We start from the raw sequence: 24,793 nt of genomic DNA on the forward strand, positions 1-24,793 counted from the left end.
GACCCAGCCCCGTTGCTAGCCCCGTTGCTGCTGCGGCGGGCGGACGGGCAGTGCCCGGCGGCGCCCGCCGACCGCCACCGGCTCGCCCGGCTCTACCAACGCCCCCCAGGCGCCCAGCCGCTCGTACAGCATCGCCGGCGTGGTGCTGTAGAGCCGGGACAAGGACTGCAGGTCGGAGCGACGCAGCCGCAGGACGTCGCGTGAACTGTCCGACCGCAGGACCTGCACGATGGCGATCCAGCGCCGCAGCGGTCCGGTGCGGGTCGGGGGCAGCTTGCGCAGCCGGCGCAGGTCGATGACCAGCGGCGGCAGATGGTCGGTCTCGCGGCGATCGGCGGCCGGCGGTACCAGCAGCGTCGCGGGAACGTCGTACAGCTCGGCGAGCTCGACCAGTCGATGCACGCGTAGGGTCCGAGAGCCTCGCTCGTAGGCGCCCAGGGTCCCGGCAGTCCACCGGCCATGCGTGCGCTCCTGGACGTCCAGCAGCGACAAGCCACGCCGGTTGCGCGCCGCGCGAAGCCGGCGGCCGAGCTCCAGGGCGTAGTCCGCCTCGGTCACGGTCTCCGTCCGGGTCAAGGTCGACAGGAGACGCCAACCGCCCCCTGTGACAGATTGTCAGGCCTCGGTCCGTCTGGCAGCCGGTTCGACCAAGAAGCCGCGAGGGAACGTGGCCCTGGCGTGGTCCCGCGGTCGCGGGGCGCAATCCGGGAATCGCGACAGTGTTTTTGTTTTTCCGGCCGCGCCAGCCCCGTCAGCCCGGTCGGCCGGTCAGTCCCGGTCGGCGTCGTCGGCGTCCTTGGCCCAGTCCCGGGCCCGGTCCACGGCGCGCAGCCATCGCCGGTAGGACCGGTCCCGTTCGGCCCGGGACAGCCTCGGCCGGTACCGCTCGGCGCTGCGCCGATGCCCGGCGAGCTCCTCGCGGTCGGCGAAGAACCCGGTCGCGAGCCCCGCGAGGTAGGCCGAACCGAGCGCGGTCGTCTCGATGTTGTCCGGGACGTCGAGCTCGACGCCGAGCAGGTCGGCCTGGAACTGCATGAGCCAGCGGTTGCGGGCGGCCCCGCCGTCGGCCCGCAGCTCGCGCACCGGGAAGCCCGCGGCACCCATCGCCTCGACGACGTCCCGGGTGCGGTAGGCGATGCCCTCGAGCACCGCGCGGACGACGTGCGCCCGGGTGGTCCCCCGGGTGATCCCGAGCAGTGCGCCGCGGGCGCGGGGATCCCAGTGAGGGGCGCCGAGGCCGGCGAGCGCCGGGACGAAGTAGACGCCGTCGTTGCCGGTCAGGGAGGCGGCCAGGTCGGCGGTCTCGGCGGCATCCCGGATGATCCCCAGGGAGTCCCGCAGCCAGTCGACGGCGGCACCGGTGGACAGGACCGCCCCCTCCAGCGCGTACCGCACCGGTTCGCCGTCGAGCTGGAACGCCGCGGTCCGCAGCAGCGTCGACTGCGGCGCCGGCAGGGCCGAGCCGGTGTTCACCAGTACGAAGGAACCGGTGCCGTAGGTGTTCTTGGCCTGGCCGGGTTCGAAGCAGCCCTGGGCGAACAGAGCGGCCTGCTGGTCGCCGATCACGGCCGCCACCGGGATCCGCACGCCGAGGAAGGCGTCCGGATCGGTCTCGGCGTAGACCCGCGAGCTCGGCGCGACAGCGGGCAGCACCTCGGCGGGAACGCCCAGCAGATCGAGCATCTCCGGGGACCAGCTCGCGGCGGCGAGGTCGAGCAGCAGGGTGCGGGAGGCGTTCGTGACGTCGGTGACGTGCGCGGCCCCGGCGGTCAGCTTCCAGACCAGCCAGGAATCGACGGTGCCGAAGGCGATCTCCCCCCGGCCGGCGCGCCGGCGCAGCCCGGGGTCGTCGTCCAGGATCCAGCCGATCTTGGTGCCGGAGAAGTAGGGGTCGAGCACCAGCCCGGTGCGTTCCCCCACCGCACCCGCGTGCCCCTCGGCGGTGAGGCGTTCGCAGACCGCGGCCGTCCGCCGGTCCTGCCACCCGATGGCCGGGTGGACCGGGGCGGAGGTCCGTCGGTCCCACAGCACGGTGGTCTCGCGCTGGTTGGTGATGCCGAGGGCGGCGAGCTCCCCGGCCCGGCGGCCGCAGCCGGCCAGCGCCGCGGCGACGGTGTCGACGACGCTGCGCCAGAGCTCGTCCGGATCCTGCTCGACCCAGCCCGGCCGGGGGAACCGGGGCCGGATCCCGGTGTAGCCGCGGCCGACGACCACCCCGTCCCGGTTGAGCAGGCAGACCGTGGTCCCGGTGGTCCCCTGGTCGACCGCCGCCACCAGGGATCCGCGTGCCGGCACGCTCATCTCGTTCCTCCCGCCCACGGGCCGCTGACGCATGGTAAGGGACGCATGGTAGGGGAGCGGTGCACGGTGAGGAGAAGGATGCGGGGAAGGAAGGATAGATAGAAAGGTATAGATAGGGGAGAGGTGAGGCGGGCCCGGCGTGCCGGGAACGGCGGCTCAGCCGAGGTTGGACAGGTCGACGACGTCGCCGGGCGGGGTGCCGGCTGCGGGCGTCCCGTAATCGTCGAAGGTGATCTCCTTGGTGGAGCGGCCGGCGACGACCACCTTCAACGGGTACCCGGGTCCGGTGTTGGCCGCCCAGAAGGCCGTTCCGTCGGGGCTCGCGGCCCGGACGGCCTGGGTGCCGGCCAGCTTCTCGGTTCGCACCGGGCCGGACAGCCCGACGACGTAGCTGGTCAGTGACGCGGCGAGCCGGTCGAGGGTGAAGTAGCTGTACTTCGCGGCGTCGGCGGGGGCCAGGCGGACCCAGCGGTCGGCGAGGAGGCTTCCGGCCGCGGCGTCACCGGTCCCCTCGTAGTAGGCGCGGCCGCGGTGGACGTAGGTGTCGTCTTTGATCTTGATGATCTGGGTCCGCTGATCGTACTCGTCGATGGTGCCACGGGTGACCGTGCCGGACATCACCAGGTCGTAACGGGCGGGGGCGTCCGAGTGCGGGTCGGCCTCGGTGCCGACGACGTGGACGCCGGTCGCGGCGCGCAACGCCTTCAGGGTGCGCGTGCCGACCTCGCCGGCCGGCAGCTTCTCCAGCCCGTTGCTCTTCTCCCCGTCGCCGCTACAGGCCGCCGAGGCCGCGAGCAGGAGAGTCAGCCCGAGGGAGAGCAGCGCCCGCCGGACTCCGCCGCGCCACAGTTGTGACCGCATCCGCCCGTCGCCTCCCGCCTGAGATCGTCTCCGGGTCGGTGGTGGCCGGGCGCGGCCGCGTGCCGCGGCCGCGTGCCGCGACCGCCGGCCCGCTGGTGTGCCCATCCGATGTGCCGACCCGGGGTGCGCGCCCGGGTGGGCGCGCAGGTACGGCAGTGGGCGCAAGTCTGGCATTCCGCCGCCCGTGGTCGCCGGTCGGGTACGGCCCGTGGGTATCCGTTGTGTGATCACGTCCGGCGAGTGTGATCTGCGTCATTGCTGTGACGAAGATTGCCCCGTTGGGCTGTCGTTCCGGCGACCCCGGTTCGACCGCGTCCGGGAAATAGGGCACACTGGTGTTGTGAAATACGACCACGACGGGGCGAGCGGGACGGCGGACGGCCGTACCCGCGACCGGGTCGTGCGTCTGCTCCTGGAGGGCGGCTCGGCCACGGCGGCTGAGCTGTCCCGTCAGCTCGGGGTCTCCCCGGCGGCTATCCGCAGGCATCTCGATGCCATGGTCGCGGATGGCATCATCACGCCCACGGAGAGCCGGTCCCGGGGGCCGCGTGGCCGGGGACGCCCGGCCCGGCGTTACGCGCTCACCGAGGCCGGCCATCATGCCGGTCCCAGCGCCTACTCCGATCTCGCGGCCGGTGCGCTGCGCTTCCTGGCCGAGGTGGGTGGCGCGAGCGCGGTCACTCAGTTTGCCGACACCCGCGCCGTCGACCTGGAGCGGCGGGTGCGCGAGGCGGTCGTGGCGGCGGAGCCGGCGGATCGTCCGGCGGTGCTCGCCGAGGCGATGACCGCCGCCGGGTACACCGCGAGCGTCTCCGCGCTGCCCACCGGTCTGCAGATCTGCCAGCACCACTGCCCGGTCCAGTTCGTCGCGGAGCGTTTCCCGGCGTTGTGCGACGCCGAGACCGCGGTGCTGGCCCGCGTGCTCGACACCCACGTGCAGCGCCTGGCGACGATCGCGCACGGCGACGGCGTCTGCACGACTCACATCCCCGCGGGTCAGATCCCCGCGAGCCACCCCGCCGTGAGCCACCCCGCCGCGGGCACGGCTTCGCGTGCTCGGTCCGATCGGACCGGGCCCGACCAGAACGGGCCCGGGAAGGACGGCTCCGCTCGGGTGCTGCCTGATTCCGCCGTGGCCGGATCCGGCCCGGCCCGGCCCGCGTCCCTGGCCTGTCCACCATTCTCGTCTTCGGAGGGTTCCGCCCTATGACCACCTCTGCCGAGACCGCCCTGGAAGGCCTTGGTTCCTATCGGTTCGGATGGGCTGACACCGACGCCTACGCCGCCGACGTGGAGCGCGGCCTGTCCGAGGCGGTTGTCCGCGGCATCTCGGCCAAGAAGTCCGAGCCGTCGTGGATGACCGACCTGCGCCTCAAGGGGCTGCGGCTGTTCGAGCGCAAGCCCATGCCGACCTGGGGTGCCGACCTGTCGGGCATCGACTTCGACAACATCAAGTACTTCGTCCGCTCCACCGAGAAGCAGGCCGAGGAGTGGGAGGACCTGCCCGAGGACATCCGGGCGACCTACGACCGCCTCGGCATCCCCGAGGCGGAGAAGCAGCGCCTCATCGCCGGGGTCGCCGCACAGTACGAGTCCGAGGTCGTTTACCACAAGATCCGTGAGGACCTCGAGGAGCAGGGTGTCATCTTCCTGGACACCGACTCCGGGCTGCGTGAGCACCCGGAGCTGTTCCAGGAGTACTTCGGCTCGGTGATCCCGGTCGGGGACAACAAGTTCGCCGCGCTGAACACGGCGGTGTGGTCGGGCGGATCCTTCATCTATGTGCCGCCGGGCGTGCGGGTCGAGATCCCGCTGCAGGCCTACTTCCGGATCAACACCGAGAACATGGGCCAGTTCGAGCGGACGCTGATCATCGTCGACGAGGGCGCCTACGTGCACTACGTCGAGGGCTGCACGGCGCCGGTCTACTCGTCGGACTCGTTGCACTCGGCGGTCGTCGAGATCGTCGTGAAGAAGAACGCGCGCTGCCGGTACACGACCATCCAGAACTGGTCGAACAACGTCTACAACCTGGTCACCAAGCGCGCCGCCTGCCACGAGGGCGGCACCATGGAGTGGATCGATGGCAACATCGGTTCCAAGGTGACGATGAAGTACCCGGCCGTGTGGCTGCTCGGCGAGCACGCCACGGGCGAGGTGCTCTCCATCGCCTTCGCCGGTGCCGGTCAGCACCAGGACGCGGGCGCGAAGATGGTGCACGCCGCGCCCCGCACCTCCTCGACGATCGTCTCCAAGTCGGTGGCCCGCGGCGGCGGGCGGACGTCCTACCGCGGGCTCGTCCAGATCAACGAGGGCTCGTCGGCCTCCCGGTCGACGGTCAAGTGCGACGCGTTGCTCGTCGACACGGTGAGCCGCTCGGACACCTACCCCTACGTCGACGTGCGCGAGGACGACGCCTCCATCGGGCACGAGGCGAGCGTCTCCAAGGTCGGCGAGGACCAGCTGTTCTACCTGATGAGCCGGGGCCTGTCCGAGGAAGAGGCGATGGCGATGGTCGTGCGTGGCTTCGTCGAGCCGATCGCCCGGGAGCTGCCCATGGAGTACGCCCTCGAGCTCAACCGCCTCATCGAGCTGCAGATGGAAGGTGCGGTCGGCTGATGGTCGTCATCGACGCCACCGGTCGGCCCCCGGCCGCCTCCGGTGCCGTACCCCGTCCCGTACGGTCCCGTAACCCGCTCGACCACGCCGTGCCCACCGGACGCGAGGAGGCGTGGCGGTTCACCCCGCTGCGCCGGCTGCGCGGACTGCCGACCGGCCCCGAGGCCGACGGCAAGGTCTCCGTGTCGGTCACGGCGCCCGCGGGGGTCGAGGTGGAGCAGCTCGCCGTCGGCGACGCCCGGATCGGCCGGGTGCTGACCCCGGCCGATCGGGTGGCTGCCTTCGCCCTGACCCGGTCGGCGGGCGCGCTCGCCGTCACCGTCCCGGCCGAGGCCGCGCTCACCGAGCCGGTGGTCGTGCACCTGCACGGTGAGAGCCCCAGGTCCCCGGCCGGGTTCGTCGCGACGAGCGGCGACGGCGGGCGGCGCGGCTCCCCGGGCGGGGTGGCCTACGGTCACGTCCTCGTCGAGGTGGGCCCGTTCGCGTCCGCCACCGTGGTGCTCGACCATACCGGCAGCGCCACCTACGCCGGCAACGTCGAGGTGTACGTGGGGCACGGCGCCTCGCTCACCTTCATCACCCTGCAGGACTGGGACGACGACGCCGTGCACCTCGGCGCGCACGCCTACTCGCTGGGGCGCGACGCCCGGCTGCGCTCGTTCACCATCACCCTCGGCGGTGACCTGGTGCGCCTCAACCCGACCGTGGACTACCGCGGGCCTGGCGGCGACGCCGAGCTCTACGGCGTGTTCTTCACCGACGCCGGCCAGCACCAGGAGCACCGGCTGCTCGTCACGCACGAGCCGCGTTCCTGCCGCAGCCGGGTCACCTACAAGGGCGCGCTGCGCGGGGACGCCGCCCACGCGGTGTGGATCGGCGACGTCCTCATCGGCGCCGACGCCGTGGGCACGGACACCTACGAGCTCAACCGCAATCTCGTGCTCACCGACGGCGCGCGGGCCGACTCGGTCCCGAACCTGGAGATCCTCACCGGTGAGGTCGCCGGTGCCGGTCACGCCAGCGCCACCGGCCGGTTCGATGACGAGGCGCTGTTCTACCTGCAGTCGCGGGGGATCTCGCCCGAGGAGGCCCGCCGGCTCGTGGTGCACGGCTTCTTCGCCGAGATCATCGACCGGATCGACGTGCCGGAGCTGCGGGAGCGCATCATGACCAAGGTCGCCGGCGAGCTGTCGGCGGAGGTGGGCGGATGACGACCGCGACCGGCGGTTCTGCCGCGGGCGGCTCCTCGGTCGCCCCGCGGTGGCACCGGGTGTGTGCCGCCGCGGACCTCGCCGAGGGCAGCGCGATCGGCACCGAGATCGAGGGTGTGCCGGTGTGCGTGGTGCGGTCGGGCGGGGCGGTTTACGCCGTGCGCGACGAGTGCTCGCACGCCGACGTGATGCTCTCCCAGGGCGAGGCCGAGGACGGCAAGATCGAGTGCTGGCTGCACGGGTCCCAGTTCGACCTGGCCAGCGGCGTCCCGCTGAGCCTGCCGGCGATTGAGCCGGTGCCCACGTACGCAGTGACCGTCGACGGCGACGACGTGCTCGTCGACGTTACCCATCCAAACGTTACACATTCGAACCCGGAACGAGGGTGACGGCAGCGGTGTCCACACTGGAGATCCGCAATCTGCATGTCTCGGTGGAGACGGACGGCGAGGGCACGCGCGAGATCCTGCGCGGGGTGGACCTGACCGTCCGCAAAGGCGAGACGCACGCGATCATGGGGCCGAACGGGTCGGGCAAGTCGACGCTGTCCTATGCGATCGCGGGCCATCCCAAGTACACGGTCACCGAGGGCAGCATCACGCTCGACGGCGAGGACGTCCTCGCGATGAGCGTCGACGCCCGGGCCCGGGCCGGGATCTTCCTGGCGATGCAGTACCCGGTGGAGATCCCCGGGGTCTCGGTGTCGAACTTCCTGCGCTCCTCGGTCACGGCCGTGCGCGGCGAGGCGCCGAAGCTGCGGACCTGGGTCAAGGAGGTCAAGACCTCCATGGCCGCGCTCGAGATGGACCCGGCGTTCGCCGAGCGCAACGTCAACGAGGGCTTCTCCGGCGGCGAGAAGAAGCGTCACGAGATCCTGCAGATGGCGTTGCTCAAGCCGAGGATCGCCGTGCTGGACGAGACCGACTCCGGCCTCGACGTCGACGCGCTGCGCATCGTCTCCGGAGGCATCGAGTCGGTGCGGGCCAAGGGGGAGACGGGCATCCTGCTCATCACCCACTACACCCGCATCCTGCGCTACATCCGTCCCGAGTTCGTCCACGTCATGGCGGCGGGGCGGATCGTCGACGAGGGCGGCCCGGAACTGGCCGCCGTGCTGGAGGAGTCCGGCTACGACCGCTACGCCAAGGGTGGCGGCGCGGCCACGCCGGCCGGCGCGGGAGCGGTGTCATGACGCTGACCGACGCGGCCGTGCGCCTGGGGCCCGGACCCCGGCTCGTTGGCGGGTTCGACGTCGAGCAGGTCCGCCGGGACTTCCCCGCCCTGGCCCGCACGGTGCACGACGACCGGCCGCTGGTCTACCTCGACAGCGCCGCCACCTCGCAGAAGCCGCTGGCGGTGCTCGACGCCGAGCGGACCTACTACGAGCTGCACAACGCCAACGTGCACCGCGGCCTCCACGTGCTGGCCGAGGAGGCCACCGGGCTGTACGAGGCCTCCCGGGACAAGGTCGCCGCCTTCATCGGGGCGGGCGACCGCCGGGAGGTGGTGTTCACCAAGAACTCCTCGGAGGCGCTGAACCTCGTCGCCTACGCGATGAGCAACGCCGGGGCCGCCGGCGCCGAGGCGGAGCGGTTCCGGGTCGGCCCGGGTGATGAGATCGTCGTCACCGAGATGGAGCATCACTCCAACCTCGTGCCGTGGCAGATGCTGGCCCGGCGCACCGGGGCGACGCTGCGCTGGATCGGGCTGACCGACGACGGCCGGCTCGACCTGAGCAACCTCGATGCAATCATCACCGAGCGGGCGAAGGTCGTCGCCTTCGTCCACCAGTCGAACATTCTCGGCACGATCAACCCGGTCGCGCAGGTGGTGGCGCGGGCCCGCGAGGTCGGCGCGCTGACCGTGCTGGACGGCTCCCAGTCGGTGCCGCACAACCCGGTCGACGTCACCGATCTCGGGGTGGACTTCCTGGCCTTCACCGGGCACAAGATGTGCGCGCCCACCGGGGTCGGGGTGCTCTGGGGGCGCTACGAGCTGCTCGAGGTCATGCCGCCCTTCCTCGGCGGCGGCGAGATGATCGAGCTTGTCACCATGGAGGGTTCGACCTACGCGGCGCCGCCGCACCGGTTCGAGGCCGGCACCCCGATGATCGCCCAGGTGGTCGGGCTCGGCGCGGCCATCGACTACCTGACCGCGCTCGGCATGCCGGCTGTCGCCGAGCACGAGCACGCGGTGACAGCCTACGCGCTGGACGCCTTCGCCGAGGTGCCGGGGTTGCGGATCATCGGTCCGCCGACGGCGGACGCCCGCGGCGGGGCGATCTCCTTCGTGCTGCACGAGGACGACGGCCGGCCGATCCATCCCCACGACGTCGGACAGATCCTCGACGAGCGCGGCATCGCCGTGCGGGTCGGGCACCACTGCGCCCGGCCGGTCTGCCTGCGGTTCGGGGTACCTGCGACGACCCGCGCGTCATTCCACCTTTACACGACGACCGGTGAGGTCGACGCCCTGGTGGAAGGACTGCACGGGGTCCGGAGGTTCTTTCTGAGGTGAAACTCGACTCCATGTACCAGGAGATCATCCTGGACCACTACCGCAACCCGCTCCACCGGGGGCTGCGGGATCCCTTCGACGCCGAGGTGCACCACGTCAACCCGACCTGCGGCGACGAGGTGACCCTGCGGGTGAAGGTCTCGGACGGGGTCGTCGAGGACGTCTCCTACGAGAGCGAGGGCTGTTCGATCAGTCAGGCGTCGGCGAGCGTCATGAGTGATCTCGTGATCGGCAAGCCGGTCGACGCGGCGCTGAAGCTCGAACGCGAGTTCCTGGCGCTGATGCAGTCGCGGGGCACCGTCGAGGGTGACGAGGACGTGCTGGAGGACGCCGTGGCGTTCGCCGGCGTCTCCAAGTACCCCGCCCGGGTGAAATGTGCCCTGCTGTCCTGGATGGCGTGGAAGGACGCGACCGCCAAGGCGATGGATCCGAGCGTCGCCGGGGCCGGTGCCGCCGCATCCACCTCTGTCGCGTTCCCCCGCGTCGCCCCCCTCGACGTACCCGAGCAGGAGAAGCCATGAGCGAGACGGTGACCGAGACGCGCTCGACCGAGACGGGAGAAACCGCCGAGGCGGCGGACCAGCCCGCCGGGGTCCCGAAGCCGCTGCTGGACCCGGACCCGACGGGACCGGGCGCCCCGCCGGAGCTCGCCAGCTTCGAGGACATCGAGGAGGCGATGCGCGACGTCGTCGACCCCGAGCTCGGCATCAACGTTGTCGACCTCGGCCTCGTCTACGGCATCCACGTCGCCGACGACAACACCGTCACCCTCGACATGACGCTGACCTCGGCGGCCTGCCCGCTCACCGACGTCATCGAGGACCAGACCCGCTCCGCCCTGGTCGATGGCCCGGACGGGCTGGCCGCGGATGTGACCATCAACTGGGTCTGGATGCCGCCGTGGGGACCGGACAAGATCACCGACGACGGTCGCGAGCAGCTGCGCGCGCTCGGCTTCAACGTCTGACGGCCGCCGGCCGCCGGCTGCCGGGCCGCCCGCCCTCGGGCTGCCGTCCACCCTCGGCCCACCGGATGAACAACCGGTGGGGTTCACGCAACATACGGCTGGCTACCCAGCAACCACCGCTCACTCCGCCCGTGTCCGCCCGCCAGGCTTGTAGGGTCGGAACCAGGCGATCGGCGTCGTCATCGGCCCATTTCGGCGGGACTTCCCGCATCGTGACGTGGTGTCCGGCCCCGCCGGTCGTTCGGAGATCGAGCCGGAAGACGGGAGCCTGTCTGTGCCGAGCCCGCGGGTCCTCGGTCTGGTGCTGGCCGGGGGTGCCGGACGGCGGCTGGCGCCGCTGACCGCGGACCGGGCGAAGCCCGCCGTCCCCTTCGGTGGGCTGTACCGCCTGATTGACTTCGTGCTGTCCAACCTGGTGAACGCGGGCTACCTGCGCATCGCGGTCCTGACCCAGTACAAGAGCCACAGCCTCGACCGGCACATCACGACGACGTGGCGGATGAGCAACCTGCTCGGCAACTACGTCACGCCGGTGCCGGCGCAGCAGCGGCTGGGGCCGCGATGGTTCGCCGGCAGCGCCGACGCCATCCACCAGTCGCTGAACCTCGTCTACGACGACGCCCCGGACATCGTCGTGGTCTTCGGCGCGGACCACGTGTACCGGATGGACCCGCGGCAGATGGTCGCCCAGCATCTCGACAGCGGAGCCGGCGTCACCGTCGCCGGGCTGCGGGTACCGAGATCCGAGGGCCGGGAGTTCGGGGTTATCCAGACGGCGCCCGACGGCCGCACGATCGAGGCGTTCCTGGAGAAGCCCGCCGATCCGCCGGGTCTGCCGGGCAGCCCCGAGGAGACGTTCGCCTCGATGGGCAACTACGTCTTCTCGACGGACGTGCTGATCGACGCCCTGCGCAAGGACGCCGCCGACGAGGACAGCGTCCACGACATGGGCGGGAACATCATCCCGATGCTCGTGGCCCAGCGGGCGGCGGCGGTGTACGACTTCGCCGGCAACGTCGTCCCGGGCACGACGCTGCGTGACCGCGGCTACTGGCGCGACGTCGGCACCGTCGACTCGTACTTCGAGGCGCAGATGGATCTGTGCGCGCTCGACCCGGTGTTCAACCTCTACAACCGGGAGTGGCCGATCCTCACCAGCATCCCCTCGCTGCCACCGGCGAAGTTTGTGCACGATGGCCTGCAGCGCACCGGCACGGCCATGAACAGCATCGTCAGCAACGGAGTCATCATCTCCGGGGGCACGGTGCGCTCGTCGGTGCTGTCCCCGGGAGTGCGGGTGAACTCCTGGGCCGAGGTCGACCACACGGTGCTCCTGGACAACGTGGTCGTCGGCCGGGGGGCCGTCGTCCGCGACGCCATCCTGGACAAGAACGTGCACGTGCCGGCGGGCGCCCAGGTCGGGGTGGACAAGGACCGGGACCGCGCCCGCGGCTACACCGTGAGCGAGCAGGGCGTCACCGTCGTCGGCAAGGGCATCACGATCGCCGACTGAACCGGCCGCCATCCCCCTATCCGCCCGCACCCGTCCCGTCACGGCACCGTTGGGAGAGACCGCACATGCGCGTCGCCATGCTCACCCGGGAGTACCCCCCGGACGTCTACGGCGGGGCGGGTGTGCACGTCGAGTACCTGAGCCGGGAGCTCGCCCGGCTGGTCGACCTCACCGTCCACCGCGAGGGGCCGGCGCCGGGCGGTGGGTCGCCGGGCGGTGGGCCCGCGGGTGCGGTGCCGTCGACCGGTGCCGTCGACCGACCGGTGGTCGAGAGGGCGGGTGCCCCGGGCGTCGCCGCGGTCGCGGCGCACCGGAGCTGGGCCGCGCTCGCCGACGCGAACGACGCGCTGCGGACCGTGTCGATGGACCTGTCCATGGCCGCCGCGGCGGCCGGCGCGGACGTGATCCACTCGCACACCTGGTACGCGAATCTCGGTGGCCATCTCGCCGCGCTGCTCGGCGGCGTCCCGCACGTGATGACCTCGCACTCGCTGGAGCCCCGGCGTCCCTGGAAGGCCGAGCAGCTGGGCGGGGGCTACCGGGTGTCGTCCTGGTGCGAGCGGGTCGCGATCGAGTCGGCGGCCGCCGTGGTCGCGGTCAGCGCGGGCATGCGCGCGGACATCCTCGATGCCTACCCGGCGGTCGATCCGGCCCGCGTGCACGTCATCCGCAATGGCATCGACACCGACGAGTACCGTCCGGACACCGCGACCGACGTGCTGGAACGCCACGGGGTGGACCCAGGCCGGCCGACGGTGATCTTTGTGGGGCGGATCACCCGGCAGAAGGGGCTGCCGGTGCTGCTGCGGGCGGCGGCGGCGATCGACCCCCGGGCGCAGCTCGTGCTCTGTGCCGGCGCCCCGGACACCCCTGCGCTGTTCACGGAGATCACCGACCTGGTCGAGGGCCTGCGCGCCGGCCGCGACGGCGTGGTCTGGCTGCCCGGGATGCTGACGAAGCCGGAGGTGATCCAGCTGCTCAGCCATGCCACCGTGTTCGTCTGCCCGTCGGTCTACGAGCCGCTCGGCATCGTCAACCTGGAGGCGATGGCGTGCGGCACCGCGGTCGTCGCCTCCCGGGTCGGTGGCATTCCCGAGGTCGTCGACGACGGCGTCACCGGTCTGCTGGTGCCGCCCGACGACCCCGGCGCGCTGGCCGGGGCCGTCAACGAGGTGCTCGCGGACCCGGTCCGGGCGGCCGCGATGGGCCACGCGGGCCGGGACCGGGCCGTCACCGAGTTCGGCTGGGCTGCGATCGCCGAGCGCACCGCCCGGCTGTACGCGTCGCTGACCGGCGGCTGACGCCTCAGTTCGGCTGGGGCTGTCAGCTCGGCTGGGGCTGTCAGCCCGTCCAGGCCGTTTCGGAGACCGGGGAGCGACCGAGCAGCGGACGCCACCAGGCTTCGTTCTCCTTGTACCAGGCGATGGTCGACCGCATGCCCTCGGCGAAGTCGATCAACGGCGCCCAGTCCAGCTCGGTCCGCAGCTTGGTGGAGTCCAGCAGGTAGCGGCGGTCGTGCGAGGGACGGTCGGGCACGATCGTCTTCAACGACGCGGGCAGACCGAGCTCGGCGAGCACCGTGTCGGCGATCGTCTCGATGTCCGCCTCGACGCCGGATCCGACGTGGTAGGTCTCGCCGAGCCGCCCGCGGTCCAGAACCGCGTCGATCGCCCGGCAGTGGTCCATCACGTGCAGCCACTCGCGCCGGTTCGTGGTGGAGGCGTACATCGGGAGCGACTCGCCCTGCAGCGCCCGGGTCACGAACAGGGGGAGGACCTTCTCCGGGAACTGGTAGGGACCGTAGTTGTTCGAGCAGTTGGTGATCGTCACGGGGAGGTTGTAGGTAAAGCCATAGGCGCGTACGGCGTGGTCCCCGCCGGCCTTCGCCGCGTTGTAGGGCGTTCGGGGGAGGTAGGGGGAGTCCTCGGTGAAGGCGCCGGGGTCGTTGAGGTCCATGTCGCCGTAGACCTCGCAGGTGGAGATCTGGTGGAAGCGGGCCACCCCGACCGTGCGGGCCGCCTCGAGCAGGGCCTGGGTACCCATCACGTTCGTCGCGAAGAACTCGCCGGGGCGAATGATCGCCAGACTGTTGTGCGACTCGGCGGCGAAGTTCACCACCACGTCCACGGAGTGCTCCCGCAGCACCGACTCGACGAGCTCCTGGTCACGGATGTCGCCGTGGACGAACGTGACGCGGTCCGCGACGTCGGCGAGGTTCTCCCGGCAGCCGGCGTAGGTCAGGGCGTCGAGCGCCACGACCGTGTCCCCCGGATGCCGCGTCCGCCAGTAGCGGACGAAGTTCGATCCGATGAACCCGGCGGCTCCGGTCACGAGGAGCGTCGACATGGTGTGCCTTTCGATCGGTGCGCAGGCGCGGCGACGCCTGCGGCTGGGCGGTGGACGGACGTCATCCATGTTCTCGTGGCGGGCGGGCACCGGCCTGGCCGGCGCGCGGCCACCCGGACGACGGCGGGTGACCGTGGGCGCACGGGCACCCTACGCTCTGGCGCGTGGCGGGCCTGCCCGAGGGCTAGCCGGCGGCCACAGCGGCCTATGCCCCCCGTACTCTTGAGGTCATGAGCATCGTCGTATCGTGATCGTCGCGTGCCCGACCGTGCCGTCTTTGGTGGGCACGGTGCGCGATCCGCCCTGTGCCCGACCTACCCCGTGCCCGACCTCGGTCGTCCCGGTTCGCAGTGCTCTGGTGGGGTCCCCGCCGTTGTCCGTGTCAACCCGACGTCGCCGGTGTAACGCTCTGACGCTCGCCCGGCGTTGTCTGGAAGCCCGAAAGAGGCCCTACCTCGATGATCATTGTGTCCGAGCTCGAACTGCGTGCCGGAGCCCGCACTCTGATCGAGCCCGTATCCTTCCGGGTGCAGCCGAACGACCGGATCGGTCTCGTCGGGCGCAACGGGGCCGGCAAGACGACGTTGCTGAAGGTGCTTGCCCGGGAGGGGCTGCCGTTCGCCGGCACCGTCGACCTCCGGGGTGAGATGGGTTACCTCCCCCAGGACCCGCGTACCGGCGATCTGGCCGACACTGCCCGTGATCGTGTGCTGTCGGCGCGTGGTCTCGACGTTCTCCTGCGCGAGATGGAGAAGCTGCAGCTGGAGATGGCCGAGCTGGTCGACACCACGGCGCGGGACGCGGCGATCCGCCGCTACGGCAGCCTGGAGGAGCGATTCGGGACGCTCGGCGGTTATGCCGCCGAGGCGGAGGCTGCCCGGATCTGCTCGTCGCTGGGCCTGGCTGACCGGGTGCTCGCCCAGCCCATCGGCACCCTGTCCGGTGGGCAGCGGCGGCGGGTCGAACTCGCCCGTATCCTGTTCGCCGGGTCCGGCAACGCCGACGCGACCCTGCTGCTCGACGAGCCGACGAACCACCTCGACGCCGACTCGATCGGATGGCTGCGGGACTTCCTGCGCGCTCACACGGGTGGCCTGATCGTGGTGAGCCACGACGTCGACCTGCTCGACAAGTGCGTGAACAAGGTCTTCCACCTCGACGCCAACCGGGCCACCCTCGACGTCTACAACGTGAACTGGAAGACCTATCTCAACCAGCGCGAGCTGGATGAGCGCCGCCGTCGCCGGGAACGCGCCAATGCCGAGAAGAAGATCGACTCGCTGAAGGCGCAGGCTGACAAGATGCGCGCCAAGGCGACCAAGGCGCGGGCCGCCCATCAGATGGACCGGCGGGCCGAGCGGCTTGCGGCCGGGCTCGCCGAGGCGCGCGTCGCCGACCGGGTGGCCAAGCTGCGCTTCCCGGACCCGGCTCCGTGCGGCCGCACGCCGTTGACCGCCACCGGACTGTCGAAGTCCTACGGCTCGCTGGAGGTGTTCACCGGCGTGGACCTCGCGATCGACCGCGGCTCGCGGGTCGTGGTCCTCGGGCTGAACGGTGCCGGCAAGACCACGCTGCTGCGCATCCTGGCGGGCCAGGAGGCGCCCGACGTCGGTCAGGTGCATCCCGGTCACGGTCTGCGTCTCGGGTACTACGCGCAGGAACACGAGACGCTGGACACCAGCCGCTCGGTGCTGGACAACATGCGGGCCGCCGCGCCGGGGGCGTCGGACGTGGAGCTGCGTCGCATCCTGGGCGCGTTCCTGTTCAGCGGAGACAGCGTGGAGCAGCGCGCCGAGACCCTGTCCGGCGGCGAGAAGACCCGCCTCGCGCTCGCCGGACTGGTCTGCAGCTCCGCCAACGTCCTCCTGCTCGACGAGCCGACGAACAACCTCGACCCCGCCTCGCGCGACGAGGTGCTTGCCGCGCTCGCCACGTACCGGGGCTCGGTCGTCCTGGTCACCCACGACCCGGGGGCCGTCGAGGCACTCGACCCGCAGAAGGTCCTGATGCTGCCGGACGGAGTCGAGGACAACTGGTCACCCGATCTGGCCGAGCTCATCACCCTGGCCTGAGCAGGAACCCTGCCCCGGGAACGGAATGGAGAACCTTTGTGAGTACGCAGGGCGGCACCAAGGCGGTCATGGCGGCACTGATCGCCAATCTGGGTATCGCGGTGGCGAAGTTCGTCGCGTTCCTGTTCACCCAGTCGTCGTCGATGCTGGCCGAGTCCATCCACTCGGTGGCCGACTCCGGCAACCAGGGCCTGCTCCTGCTCGGCCAGAAACGTTCCGTCCAGCCGCCGGACGAGGAGCATCCCTTCGGGTACGGGCGGGCGCGTTACATCGCCGGCTTCCTGGTCGGGATCGTGTTGTTCAGCGTCGGTGGGCTGTTCTCGGTGTATGAGGGCGTCGAGAAGCTGCGCCATCCGCATGAGCTGGAGAGCGGGCTGGTCGCGGTCGTCGTCCTGCTGACCGCGGTGCTGCTGGAGTCGTACTCCTTCGCGACCGCCATCCGCGAGTCGAAGAAGACGAAGGGCGACCAGTCCTGGTGGCGGTTCATCCGGGAGGCGCGGACCCCGGAACTGCCCATCGTCCTGCTGGAGGACCTGGCAGCCGAGCTGGGGCTGATCTTCGCGTTGCTCGGGGTCGGGCTGACCCTGGCACTCGACGACCCGATCTGGGACGGCGCGGGAACGCTGGCCATCGGCGTGCTCCTGCTGATCGTGGCCGTCCTCGTGGCGACCGAGGCGTACGGCATGCTGGTGGGCGAGGCCGCCGCCCCGGGAATGGTTGCCACCATCCGCGGCACGCTCGCCGCCGCCCCGGGCGTCGCCACGGTCATCCACCTGCGCACGCTGCACCTCGGGCCGGACGAGCTGCTCGTCGCCGCCAAGATCGGTATCGGGGCGGAACTGGCGATGCCCGAGGTGGCCGCCACCATCAACGGCGCGGAGGCGGCGCTGCGGGCCGCGGTGGCGGTTCCGCTGCGCATCTTCCTCGAGCCCGACATCCTCCGCGACGAGCCGGGTCGACGACGGGATCCGTCAGCCGGTGCCGTCGGCGAGGCAGAGCCGCAGCGCGAGCGCGCTCAGAGCGCCGAGGGACATCAGTACCACCGGCAGGTTTCCCGCTCGTAGCTTGTCCCCGGGCAGTTCCGGTCGGGGACGAGGCGCCACCGCGGCCACCAGTAACCAGGGGAACACCGGCAGCCAGGACTCTTCGACGTCGCCATCGGCCAGCCCGAGGACCGTCGCGAACAGCATCGTCGCGCCGGCCCCCACCAGCAGTGGCCAGCCCGGGGTCAGCCGCAGGCGGCGCGCCGCCCGGATGAGAACCGGCCCGCAGACGAGGACGACCACGGTCAGGTCCACGATGATCCAGGCCAGCGTGCCGGCGAGCCCCGGCCGTGGCGCGCTCGCCAGGGCCAGCCCGTCGGGCCAGGAGAAACCCCACGCGTAGAAGAGCCACAGCGGCAGGAGCGCACCCAGACCGGTCATGACATTGAGGATCGGGCGACGGCGGACGAAGTAGGCCGCGGCGACCGCCACGCCAAGCCATACCGGGGCGTAGCCGAACAGCCCCGCGAGGCCGAGCAGCAGCCCGCTTGCCAGCGCCCACCACATCGAGCGCCGACCCGGTTCGCATCCGACCACCCCCACCGCGACGGCCAGGGCGGCCAGGGTAGCCGTGACGGCGTCCGGGGACGCCGCCGTCCATCCGCTCCACGGGGCCAGGACGAGGACGGGGACCAGGCGCCGGGCGGCCGTCTCATGGCACAACGAGCGCACCGCGATCGAGACGGCGGGGACGACCAGCGTGCCCAGGGCGGTGAACAGTATCCCGATCGCGACCGCACCGTGCATCCCCACCCTGGTGAGCACCCAGACGGTCAGGACGGGGCCCGGAGGATGGGTCGGCAGGACGGCCGTGGTCCCCGCCGCGGCGTGCGCGGTGGTCGCGGTGTAGGTGGCGAGGAAGCCGAGCGGATCGTCACCGACGGCCTTCGCCGCCGCCAGGAGATCCGCCGGGATGCGAAGATCCGCCGTGATCTCCCCGGGTGCGACCAGCGCGAGCGTGCCGCTCCACGCCAGCGATCCGACGTAGCCCAGGACGAGCAGGGCGGTCCAGGGCAGCCTGTTCGCCGGGCCGGTCGCCGTGGCCGGGGTGTTCGCCGTGGCCGGGGTGGCCGGGGTGTTCAGGGTGTTCGGGGTGTTCGGGGTGGCCGCCGGGGGGGTGGTCGAGGCCCACCAGGCGGTGAGGGCGACCACGACCACGGCGATCACGAGCGGGACCAGGACGAGGGAATCGAGACGGGGAGCCCACCCGCCGCGCAGCGGCGGGTCACCGATGCCCAGATCCAGGTCGCCGGTGGAGACGAGGAACGTGCCGATGAGACCGCAGGCCACCAGGATGAGCCACAGCGCCGCCTCGCCGGCCTCGGTGCGCCCGGCGGACCCCGCCCAGGGCCGGGACAGGCCGCCGCGCGGTCCGGGCAACCGGCTGGAGGCGGCGACAGCGGTCGGGTCGGAGGCGCCGTCGGTCGCGCTCACCGGTCCGTACCGAGGCAGGCCGCGTAGCTGGGCACCTTCGGTGCCGACCCGGAGATCATCACGTCACCGACCACCACTGCACGGTAACGAGTCCGGTCCGTTCCCAGCGCCGGAGTTCCCCCCGAGCCGGATGCCGGAGGTGCTGGCGGGGGCGCCGGCAGGGGTGCGACGAGCCGTCCGCGATCTCGCCGGACCGGGCCTCAGCACGGGAGCGGGTCGGCCCCGACGGGGTGGACAACCGGTATCGGATGTGAGGAATCAGTCGAATTGATCGGCCGCGTTCGCGGTCCGTCGGCTCGCTCTGTACAGTGATCGACTGATGGTCGTACCTGCAGCGTTGCATCGAGAGAAGATCTTGAGCGCGAAGATGGCGATGTTCGTGGCGACGCGCCGATGCTGTTGTCGGGCCGCGTACCGGGGATTGGGGACACTGATCTCGGTAGCACCGTCGGCCAGGCGCGCCTGCTGTGCCAGCGGGTGGGTGCGACCCGTGCCATCGCTGGTGACCGCCGGCGTGGAGGAAGGAACGCGAGGGCACGGTCACGCACCGGCGCCGCGTGTGATGGATCACATCTGCTTCGAGTGGCGTGTTTACTCAAGCTGAGTGAAGATCGGTTCGCAGATCATCGAACACGGAGGGGGCCACGTTGGCCGAGCTCAGGAAAGGAACCCGGATCACCGGCGCCGAGCGGGACAAGCTTGCCGCCGAACTTCGGAAGAAGTACGAAGGTGGGCAGAGCATCCGCCTGCTCGCCGAGTCCTCTGGTCGTTCGTACGGGTTCGTCCACCGGATCCTCTCGGAGTCCGGTACGACCCTGCGCGGCCGGGGTGGTGCGACCCGGGGCACCAAGAAGAAAAGCGCCTGATCATGGCGGTCCCCGCCGCCGCTGTAGCGGCGGCGGCGGCCGGACTGCACGTGCGGGTCGCCGGGCCTCTCGTCACGATCTGGATGACGGATCCCGGTGATACCGGCGGGGCCGGCTCGTTCCCGGCTCTCGCGTCGACGCTGGCCGGCGAACTGCGGCGGTTGACCGGTGAGGTCCGGGTCCTGGTTGTCCGGATGGGTCATCGCCCCCCACCGGCCGCTGACCTTACCGACCCCGCACCCCGAGTGGGCGAGGAAGGGCCCGCGGACGCCGTGGGGCAGTTGTCCCCGGCCGCGGGATATCGCGCATGGCGCGACGCGATGGGGCGGGTCTCCGATCGGTCCGACCTGATCAGTGTGGCCGTCGTGGACACGACGGTCGGCGACCTCGGTCTCGCGGTGACGGTCGCCTGCGACCTGCAGGTTCTCGCCGAGGATGCGCGCTTCCGGCTGACCTGGGCGCGTGACGGCCTCCTGCCCGCGGCCGGTGCCATGGGTCGGCTGGTCGAGCTCCTCGGCTACGCGAATGCCCTGGACCTCTGCCTGACCGGCCGCGAGCTCGCCGCCGACGAAGCGGCCAGGATCGGGCTGGCCCAGCGGGTCCTGCCGCGTGAGCTGCTGGACGAGCAGGTCGGCGTGCTGGTCGCGGCGCTCCTCGCGGTTCCCCGCGACATCGCGGCCGAGGTGAAGGCGCTGATGCGCGGCGTGCGGCGCTCCCGTCCCGCCACCCGCTCCGACCGTCTCGACGAGCGGGCCGAGGACGAGGCCTGGGAACGCGTCGTCACCGCCCGCTCCGCTGCCGGTGACGACCCCGCGGCGGGGTGACCGGCAGCCCCGACCGGCTCCTGCGCCGGCTCCGTACCGGCTGTCTCCCGCTTCGGCCTCCGTTTCGCTCCGTGCCGTGCCAAGCTGCAGCCAGCACGCCTGACGAGCCGCACCCGCCGCGGGAATGCCCGTCCGCAATTCCTGCTTACATCGTTACGTAGTAAGCACTACGTAACACAGTAAGCGCCGCCGCCAGGAGGGCTGATGCGACCGGGAATGGATGGTTGGTCTACGACACGTACCTTCCAACAGGACCGTTCGGTCACCCGGACCTCGCTGCGGCCCGGTACCCTGCGCAGGATCGTCGCCTTCGCCCGTCCCCATCGGCGGCAGCTCGCCTACTTTCTCGCGCTCATCGTGTTCAGCTCGGCTGTCGGTGCGGTTGTTCCGCTGATCCTCAAAACGATCATCGATGACGGCATCGTGCGCCACCGGGTGGGGCTGGTGCAGGCGCTCGCCGCGGTCGTCGCGGGCCTGGCGTTCCTGGACGCCGGTCTGTCGCTCGCGCAGCGCTGGTTCTCGGCCCGGATCGGCGAGGGTCTGATCTACGAGATGCGCAGCCAGGTGTTCCGGCACGTGCAGCGCCAGCCGCTCGCCTTCTTCACCCGGACCCAGACCGGGGCGCTCATCAGCCGGTTGAACAACGACGTGCTCGGCGCGCAGTCGGCGTTCACCAACACGCTGTCGTCGGTGCTGTCGAATGTCCTGTCCGCCGGATTCGTGCTCGCCGCGATGCTGGTGCTGTCCTGGCGAATCACCCTCGTGTCGCTCGTGTTGCTGCCGGTATTTATTATTCCGGCCCGCTTGTTGGCGCCCCGCCTGGCCAGGCTGACCCGGGAGAGCTACGGGTTGAACGCCGAGATGAACACGACGATGACGGAACGATTCAACGTGTCCGGAGCGATGCTCGCGCAACTGTATGGTTCGGCGGAACGGGAGGACGAGAACTTCCGCGTTCGGGCCGGGCGGGTGCGTGACATCGGGGTGACCCAGGCCATGTACGGCCGCATATTCTTCGTCTCGCTCACCCTGGTCGCCTCGCTTGCGACCGCGATCGTCTACGGGATAGGCGGTCGGTTCGCTGCCCAGGGCAGCCTGGAGGTCGGCACCCTGGTCGCGCTCACGGCCTATCTCGGACGGCTGTACGGGCCGCTCACCCAGCTCTCCAACGTGCACGTCGACGTCATGACGGCGCTGGTGTCCTTCGAGCGGGTCTTCGAGGTGCTCGATCTGGAGCCAGCGATCGCCGACCGGCCGGGCGCCGTCGATCTGCCGGCCGGCGCGACGACCATCGAGTTCGATCATGTAGATTTCCGTTATCCGGCCGCCGGCGAGGTCTCCCTGGCGTCGCTGGAGTCGGTCGCCGTACTCGACCCGCGGGTGCCCACGCCGGTGTTGCACGATGTCACCTTCCGGGTCGAGCCGGGGCAGGTGATCGCGTTGGTCGGCCCGTCCGGAGCGGGCAAGACGACGATCAGCCAGCTCGTTCCGCGCATGTATGACGTGCGGTCGGGGTCGGTACGCATCGGCGGGCACGACGTCCGCGATCTCACCCTTCGGTCCCTGCGGTCCGCCGTCGGTGTGGTCACCCAGGACGCGCATCTGTTCCACGACACCATCCGCGCGAACCTGGCCTTCGCCCGGGCGGACGCCTCGGACGAGCAGATGTGGACCGCTCTGGGCGCGGCGCGGATCGGGCTGCTCGTGCGCTCCCTGCCGGACGGCCTGGACACGGTCGTCGGTGACCGGGGCTACCGCCTGTCCGGCGGGGAGAAGCAGCGGCTGGCCATCGCCCGGCTGCTGCTGCGCGAACCGGGCATCGTCGTGCTGGACGAGGCCACCGCGCATCTCGACAGCGAGTCCGAGGCCGGCGTGCAGCAGGCGCTGACCGCCGCGCTGGTGGGACGGACATCCCTGGTCATCGCGCACCGGCTGTCCACGGTGCGCGACGCCGACCGCATTCTGGTGGTCGACGACGGGCGGATCGTGCAGAGCGGGACCCATGAGGAGCTGCTGGCCCGCGGCGGGCTCTATGCCGAGCTGTACCGGACCCAGTTTGCCCCGGCCCCGGCCGTCGGTGCTGAGGCGGGGTGGGCCGAAGGGGCCAGTGCCCCACCGGTCGGGGTCTGACTCCTGGGCCACACCCGGGCGCGCCACGTTCGGGCGGCCGGCGTCGTGCCGACCCGACAGGTGGGCGGCGACCGGCCGTGGTCCGCGGCGGGAAGGCCGCGGACCACGGCCGCCCGTCGTGGCGACACTAAGACCCGGGCTCGGCCGGACGAAGCGGTGCGGTCGTGGGGGAGCTCCCGCCGGCGTGCACCTCCGAGGCGACAACGCTGGTCTCGGCGGGAGCCATGACGTCGGCGACGGCGATGTCGATGTCGCCGGACGATTGGCGGTGGATGGCGGGATTTTGTTTCATACCGGCTCCGGGGGACTCGATCGTGCCCTACCGACTTCCGCATCCGAGGGAGCGGATCCCAGGAACGTCCGGCGCCCTTGCCGTCTTTCCCGTATCACGCGCGTCGACCGACAGGGGTGTGGCGCGGACGATATGAACGGTACGCCGCTGCGTGACCACGCGCAGCATATAACGGATACGCCTGATCTGACTACTTCTCGGGCCGCCGCACGCGTCTCCTGGTGGCCCCCGTGTGCAATGACCGACGATCAGTACTTAGGCTCTGGGTGTGCCCCGTAGAGCCAAGATTGTTTGTACCCTCGGCCCCGCGACCAGCTCGCCAGAGAAGGTCCGGGCTCTCGTCGACGCGGGAATGGACATTGCCCGACTAAACTTCTCCCACGGAACACACGAACAGCATGCCGTCACGTACGCGCGGGTGCGCGAGGCCGCGGAGGCGGCCGGCCGCAGCGTCGGCACGCTCGCCGACCTCCAGGGACCGAAAATCCGGCTGGGGAGCTTCGCCGACGGCGGGGTCACCCTGCTGCCCGGTCAGCGGTTCACCGTCACGATCCGCGATGTTCCCGGCGATCAGCATCAGGTCGGCACGACCTACCCGGGCCTGCCGGGCGACGTCGCGGCCGGGGATCGCGTCCTGGTTGACGACGGCCGCCTGGTCCTCCAGATCGACGGGGTGACCGACACCGACGTCCACACCACGGTCGTCATTGGCGGGCCGGTGAGCGACCACAAGGGGATGAACATTCCCAACGCCGCGCTCACCGTCCCGGCGCTCACCGAGAAGGACGCCGCTGACCTGCGGTTCGCCCTCAACCTCGGGGTGGACATGGTCGCCTTGTCCTTCGTCCGGAGTGCCGTGGACGCCGCGGCGGTGCATGCGATCATGGATGAGGTGGGGATCCGGGTCCCGGTCCACGCCAAGATCGAGAAGCCGCAGGCGGTCGCTGAACTCGACGAGATCATCGAGGCGTTCGATGGTCTGATGATCGCCCGTGGCGATCTCGGGGTCGAGCTGCCGCTCGAGGACGTGCCGCTCGTGCAGAAGCGCGCCGTCAGCCAGGCCCGGGAGCGGGCCAAGCCGGTGATCGTCGCGACCCAGGTGCTCGAGTCCATGGTCAGCGCGCCGCGGCCGACCCGTGCCGAGGCCAGTGACTGCGCCAACGCCGTCCTGGACGGCGCTGACGCGATCATGCTGTCGGCCGAGACGAGCGTCGGTGCCTACCCCATCGAGGCCGCGGCCACCATGGCGCGCATCATCGAGACCGCCGAGGCCGACCTCGGCCGGATACCGCCCCTGCGGACCGAACCACGCACGCTCGGGGGGGCACTCGCCCAGGCCGCCGCGTCGGTAGGAGCCGCGGTCGGCGCCCGTTATCTCGTGGCCCACACCCTCAGTGGTGACACGGCCCGGCGACTCGCCCGGTACCGTACAGAGGTCCCGGTGCTGGCCTTCACGCCGATTCCGGCGGTTCGCAACCAGATGGCGCTCTTCTGGGGCGTGGAAACCTTCCTTGTGCCGTTCGCGGACAGCACGGACGAGATGGTCCGCCAGGTCGACAGCGCCCTCTTCCATATTGGCCGATGCAAGCCGGGTGAACTGGTGGTCGTCGTCGCCGGGACGCCGCCGGGCGTGGCCGGCATGACCAACATGATGCGGGTCCATCGCATCGGGGAGGCCATCTGATCCCACCGTCTGACTGACCCCACCGTCTGGCGTCAGCGTCGCATCCCTGATCTTTGATCTTTGATCCCTGACCGAGAACTGGCCTACCTCGAGCACCCCGAGCCGCGCCGACG

The 24,793-nt window shown here is 71.0% G+C and carries 21 protein-coding genes; 16 read left to right on the top strand and 5 right to left on the bottom strand.

The genetic code is table 11. The features are described 5' to 3' along the window. Window positions 1-15 precede the first annotated feature (15 nt). The 3 genes from AC08OV_RS13465 to AC08OV_RS13475 form a co-directional block, all read right to left on the bottom strand. Entirely contained in the window at window positions 16-558 is a 543-nt protein-coding gene (locus AC08OV_RS13465; protein ID WP_476613339.1) for a helix-turn-helix domain-containing protein, read from the bottom strand. 210 nt (window positions 559-768) lie between these two features. After that, window positions 769-2,301: a glycerol kinase GlpK gene (gene glpK / locus AC08OV_RS13470; RefSeq protein WP_476613338.1), complete on the bottom strand. Its 1,533-nt coding sequence runs from the start codon at window positions 2,299-2,301 to the stop codon at window positions 769-771. Between the two features lie 156 nt (window positions 2,302-2,457). After that, window positions 2,458-3,162: a hypothetical protein gene (locus tag AC08OV_RS13475; protein WP_476613337.1), complete on the bottom strand. Its 705-nt coding sequence runs from the start codon at window positions 3,160-3,162 to the stop codon at window positions 2,458-2,460. A gap of 340 nt (window positions 3,163-3,502) precedes the next feature. Between AC08OV_RS13475 and AC08OV_RS13480 the strand changes: the two genes are divergently transcribed. The 10 genes from AC08OV_RS13480 to glgA all read left to right on the top strand — a co-directional run bounded on the left by AC08OV_RS13480 (window position 3,503) and on the right by glgA (window position 13,290). Next, window positions 3,503-4,372: a helix-turn-helix transcriptional regulator gene (locus AC08OV_RS13480; protein WP_476613336.1), complete on the top strand. Its 870-nt coding sequence runs from the start codon at window positions 3,503-3,505 to the stop codon at window positions 4,370-4,372. Beyond that, window positions 4,369-5,781: a Fe-S cluster assembly protein SufB gene (gene sufB / locus AC08OV_RS13485; RefSeq protein ID WP_476613335.1), complete on the top strand. Its 1,413-nt coding sequence runs from the start codon at window positions 4,369-4,371 to the stop codon at window positions 5,779-5,781. Before AC08OV_RS13480 ends, sufB begins: the two co-directional genes overlap by 4 nt. Continuing rightward, window positions 5,781-6,992, top strand: coding sequence for a Fe-S cluster assembly protein SufD (gene sufD / locus AC08OV_RS13490; RefSeq protein ID WP_476600934.1), 1,212 nt, complete (start codon window positions 5,781-5,783; stop codon window positions 6,990-6,992). Before sufB ends, sufD begins: the two co-directional genes overlap by 1 nt. Beyond that, window positions 6,989-7,381, top strand: coding sequence for a non-heme iron oxygenase ferredoxin subunit (locus AC08OV_RS13495; protein ID WP_462186241.1), 393 nt, complete (start codon window positions 6,989-6,991; stop codon window positions 7,379-7,381). Before sufD ends, AC08OV_RS13495 begins: the two co-directional genes overlap by 4 nt. An 8-nt stretch (window positions 7,382-7,389) precedes the next feature. Further along, complete coding sequence (gene sufC / locus AC08OV_RS13500; protein ID WP_476613334.1) at window positions 7,390-8,184, top strand: Fe-S cluster assembly ATPase SufC; 795 nt, start codon at window positions 7,390-7,392, stop codon at window positions 8,182-8,184. Next, window positions 8,181-9,509 carry a cysteine desulfurase gene (locus tag AC08OV_RS13505; RefSeq protein WP_476613333.1) on the top strand — a complete coding sequence of 443 codons (1,329 nt, stop codon included), beginning with the start codon at window positions 8,181-8,183 and terminating at the stop codon, window positions 9,507-9,509. The genes sufC and AC08OV_RS13505 overlap by 4 nt, the downstream gene beginning before the upstream one ends. Next, window positions 9,506-10,030, top strand: coding sequence for a Fe-S cluster assembly sulfur transfer protein SufU (gene sufU, locus AC08OV_RS13510; protein WP_462186244.1), 525 nt, complete (start codon window positions 9,506-9,508; stop codon window positions 10,028-10,030). Before AC08OV_RS13505 ends, sufU begins: the two co-directional genes overlap by 4 nt. Next, a complete protein-coding gene (locus AC08OV_RS13515; RefSeq protein ID WP_462186245.1) occupies window positions 10,027-10,476 on the top strand; it encodes a metal-sulfur cluster assembly factor in 450 nt (149 codons plus the stop codon). The genes sufU and AC08OV_RS13515 overlap by 4 nt, the downstream gene beginning before the upstream one ends. Window positions 10,477-10,750: 274 nt before the next feature. Continuing rightward, entirely contained in the window at window positions 10,751-11,989 is a 1,239-nt protein-coding gene (gene glgC / locus AC08OV_RS13520) for a glucose-1-phosphate adenylyltransferase (protein ID WP_476613332.1), read from the top strand. Between the two features lie 65 nt (window positions 11,990-12,054). Further along, window positions 12,055-13,290 carry a glycogen synthase gene (gene glgA, locus AC08OV_RS13525; protein ID WP_476613331.1) on the top strand — a complete coding sequence of 412 codons (1,236 nt, stop codon included), beginning with the start codon at window positions 12,055-12,057 and terminating at the stop codon, window positions 13,288-13,290. Between the two features lie 40 nt (window positions 13,291-13,330). Here glgA and rfbB read toward each other — a convergent pair whose 3' ends face one another. Beyond that, on the bottom strand, window positions 13,331-14,335 hold the full coding sequence (gene rfbB, locus AC08OV_RS13530; protein ID WP_476613330.1) for a dTDP-glucose 4,6-dehydratase: 1,005 nt from the start codon (window positions 14,333-14,335) through the stop codon (window positions 13,331-13,333). Between the two features lie 458 nt (window positions 14,336-14,793). Between rfbB and AC08OV_RS13535 the strand changes: the two genes are divergently transcribed. Both AC08OV_RS13535 and AC08OV_RS13540 read left to right on the top strand, forming a co-directional pair. Then, a complete protein-coding gene (locus AC08OV_RS13535; RefSeq protein WP_476613329.1) occupies window positions 14,794-16,407 on the top strand; it encodes an ABC-F family ATP-binding cassette domain-containing protein in 1,614 nt (537 codons plus the stop codon). Window positions 16,408-16,445: 38 nt separating this feature from the next. Beyond that, window positions 16,446-17,471, top strand: coding sequence for a cation diffusion facilitator family transporter (locus AC08OV_RS13540; protein ID WP_476613328.1), 1,026 nt, complete (start codon window positions 16,446-16,448; stop codon window positions 17,469-17,471). Here AC08OV_RS13540 and AC08OV_RS13545 read toward each other — a convergent pair. Continuing rightward, the gene (locus AC08OV_RS13545) at window positions 17,379-18,884 is read right to left on the bottom strand and encodes a hypothetical protein (protein WP_476619744.1); all 1,506 of its coding nucleotides are present in this window, start codon (window positions 18,882-18,884) and stop codon (window positions 17,379-17,381) included. The genes AC08OV_RS13540 and AC08OV_RS13545 overlap by 93 nt on opposite strands. 647 nt (window positions 18,885-19,531) lie before the next feature. Between AC08OV_RS13545 and AC08OV_RS13550 the strand changes: the two genes are divergently transcribed. The 4 genes from AC08OV_RS13550 (at window position 19,532) to pyk (ending at window position 24,680) form a co-directional block, all read left to right on the top strand. After that, complete coding sequence (locus tag AC08OV_RS13550; RefSeq protein WP_009399485.1) at window positions 19,532-19,750, top strand: helix-turn-helix domain-containing protein; 219 nt, start codon at window positions 19,532-19,534, stop codon at window positions 19,748-19,750. 2 nt (window positions 19,751-19,752) lie between these two features. Beyond that, entirely contained in the window at window positions 19,753-20,574 is an 822-nt protein-coding gene (locus AC08OV_RS13555) for an enoyl-CoA hydratase/isomerase family protein (protein WP_476619745.1), read from the top strand. Between the two features lie 204 nt (window positions 20,575-20,778). After that, window positions 20,779-22,704: an ABC transporter ATP-binding protein gene (locus AC08OV_RS13560; RefSeq protein ID WP_476614900.1), complete on the top strand. Its 1,926-nt coding sequence runs from the start codon at window positions 20,779-20,781 to the stop codon at window positions 22,702-22,704. A gap of 560 nt (window positions 22,705-23,264) precedes the next feature. Further along, window positions 23,265-24,680: a pyruvate kinase gene (pyk, locus tag AC08OV_RS13565; RefSeq protein WP_476599666.1), complete on the top strand. Its 1,416-nt coding sequence runs from the start codon at window positions 23,265-23,267 to the stop codon at window positions 24,678-24,680. Window positions 24,681-24,793 lie beyond the last annotated feature (113 nt).

The organism is Frankia sp. CeTa3Moorea, assembly GCF_978021225.1.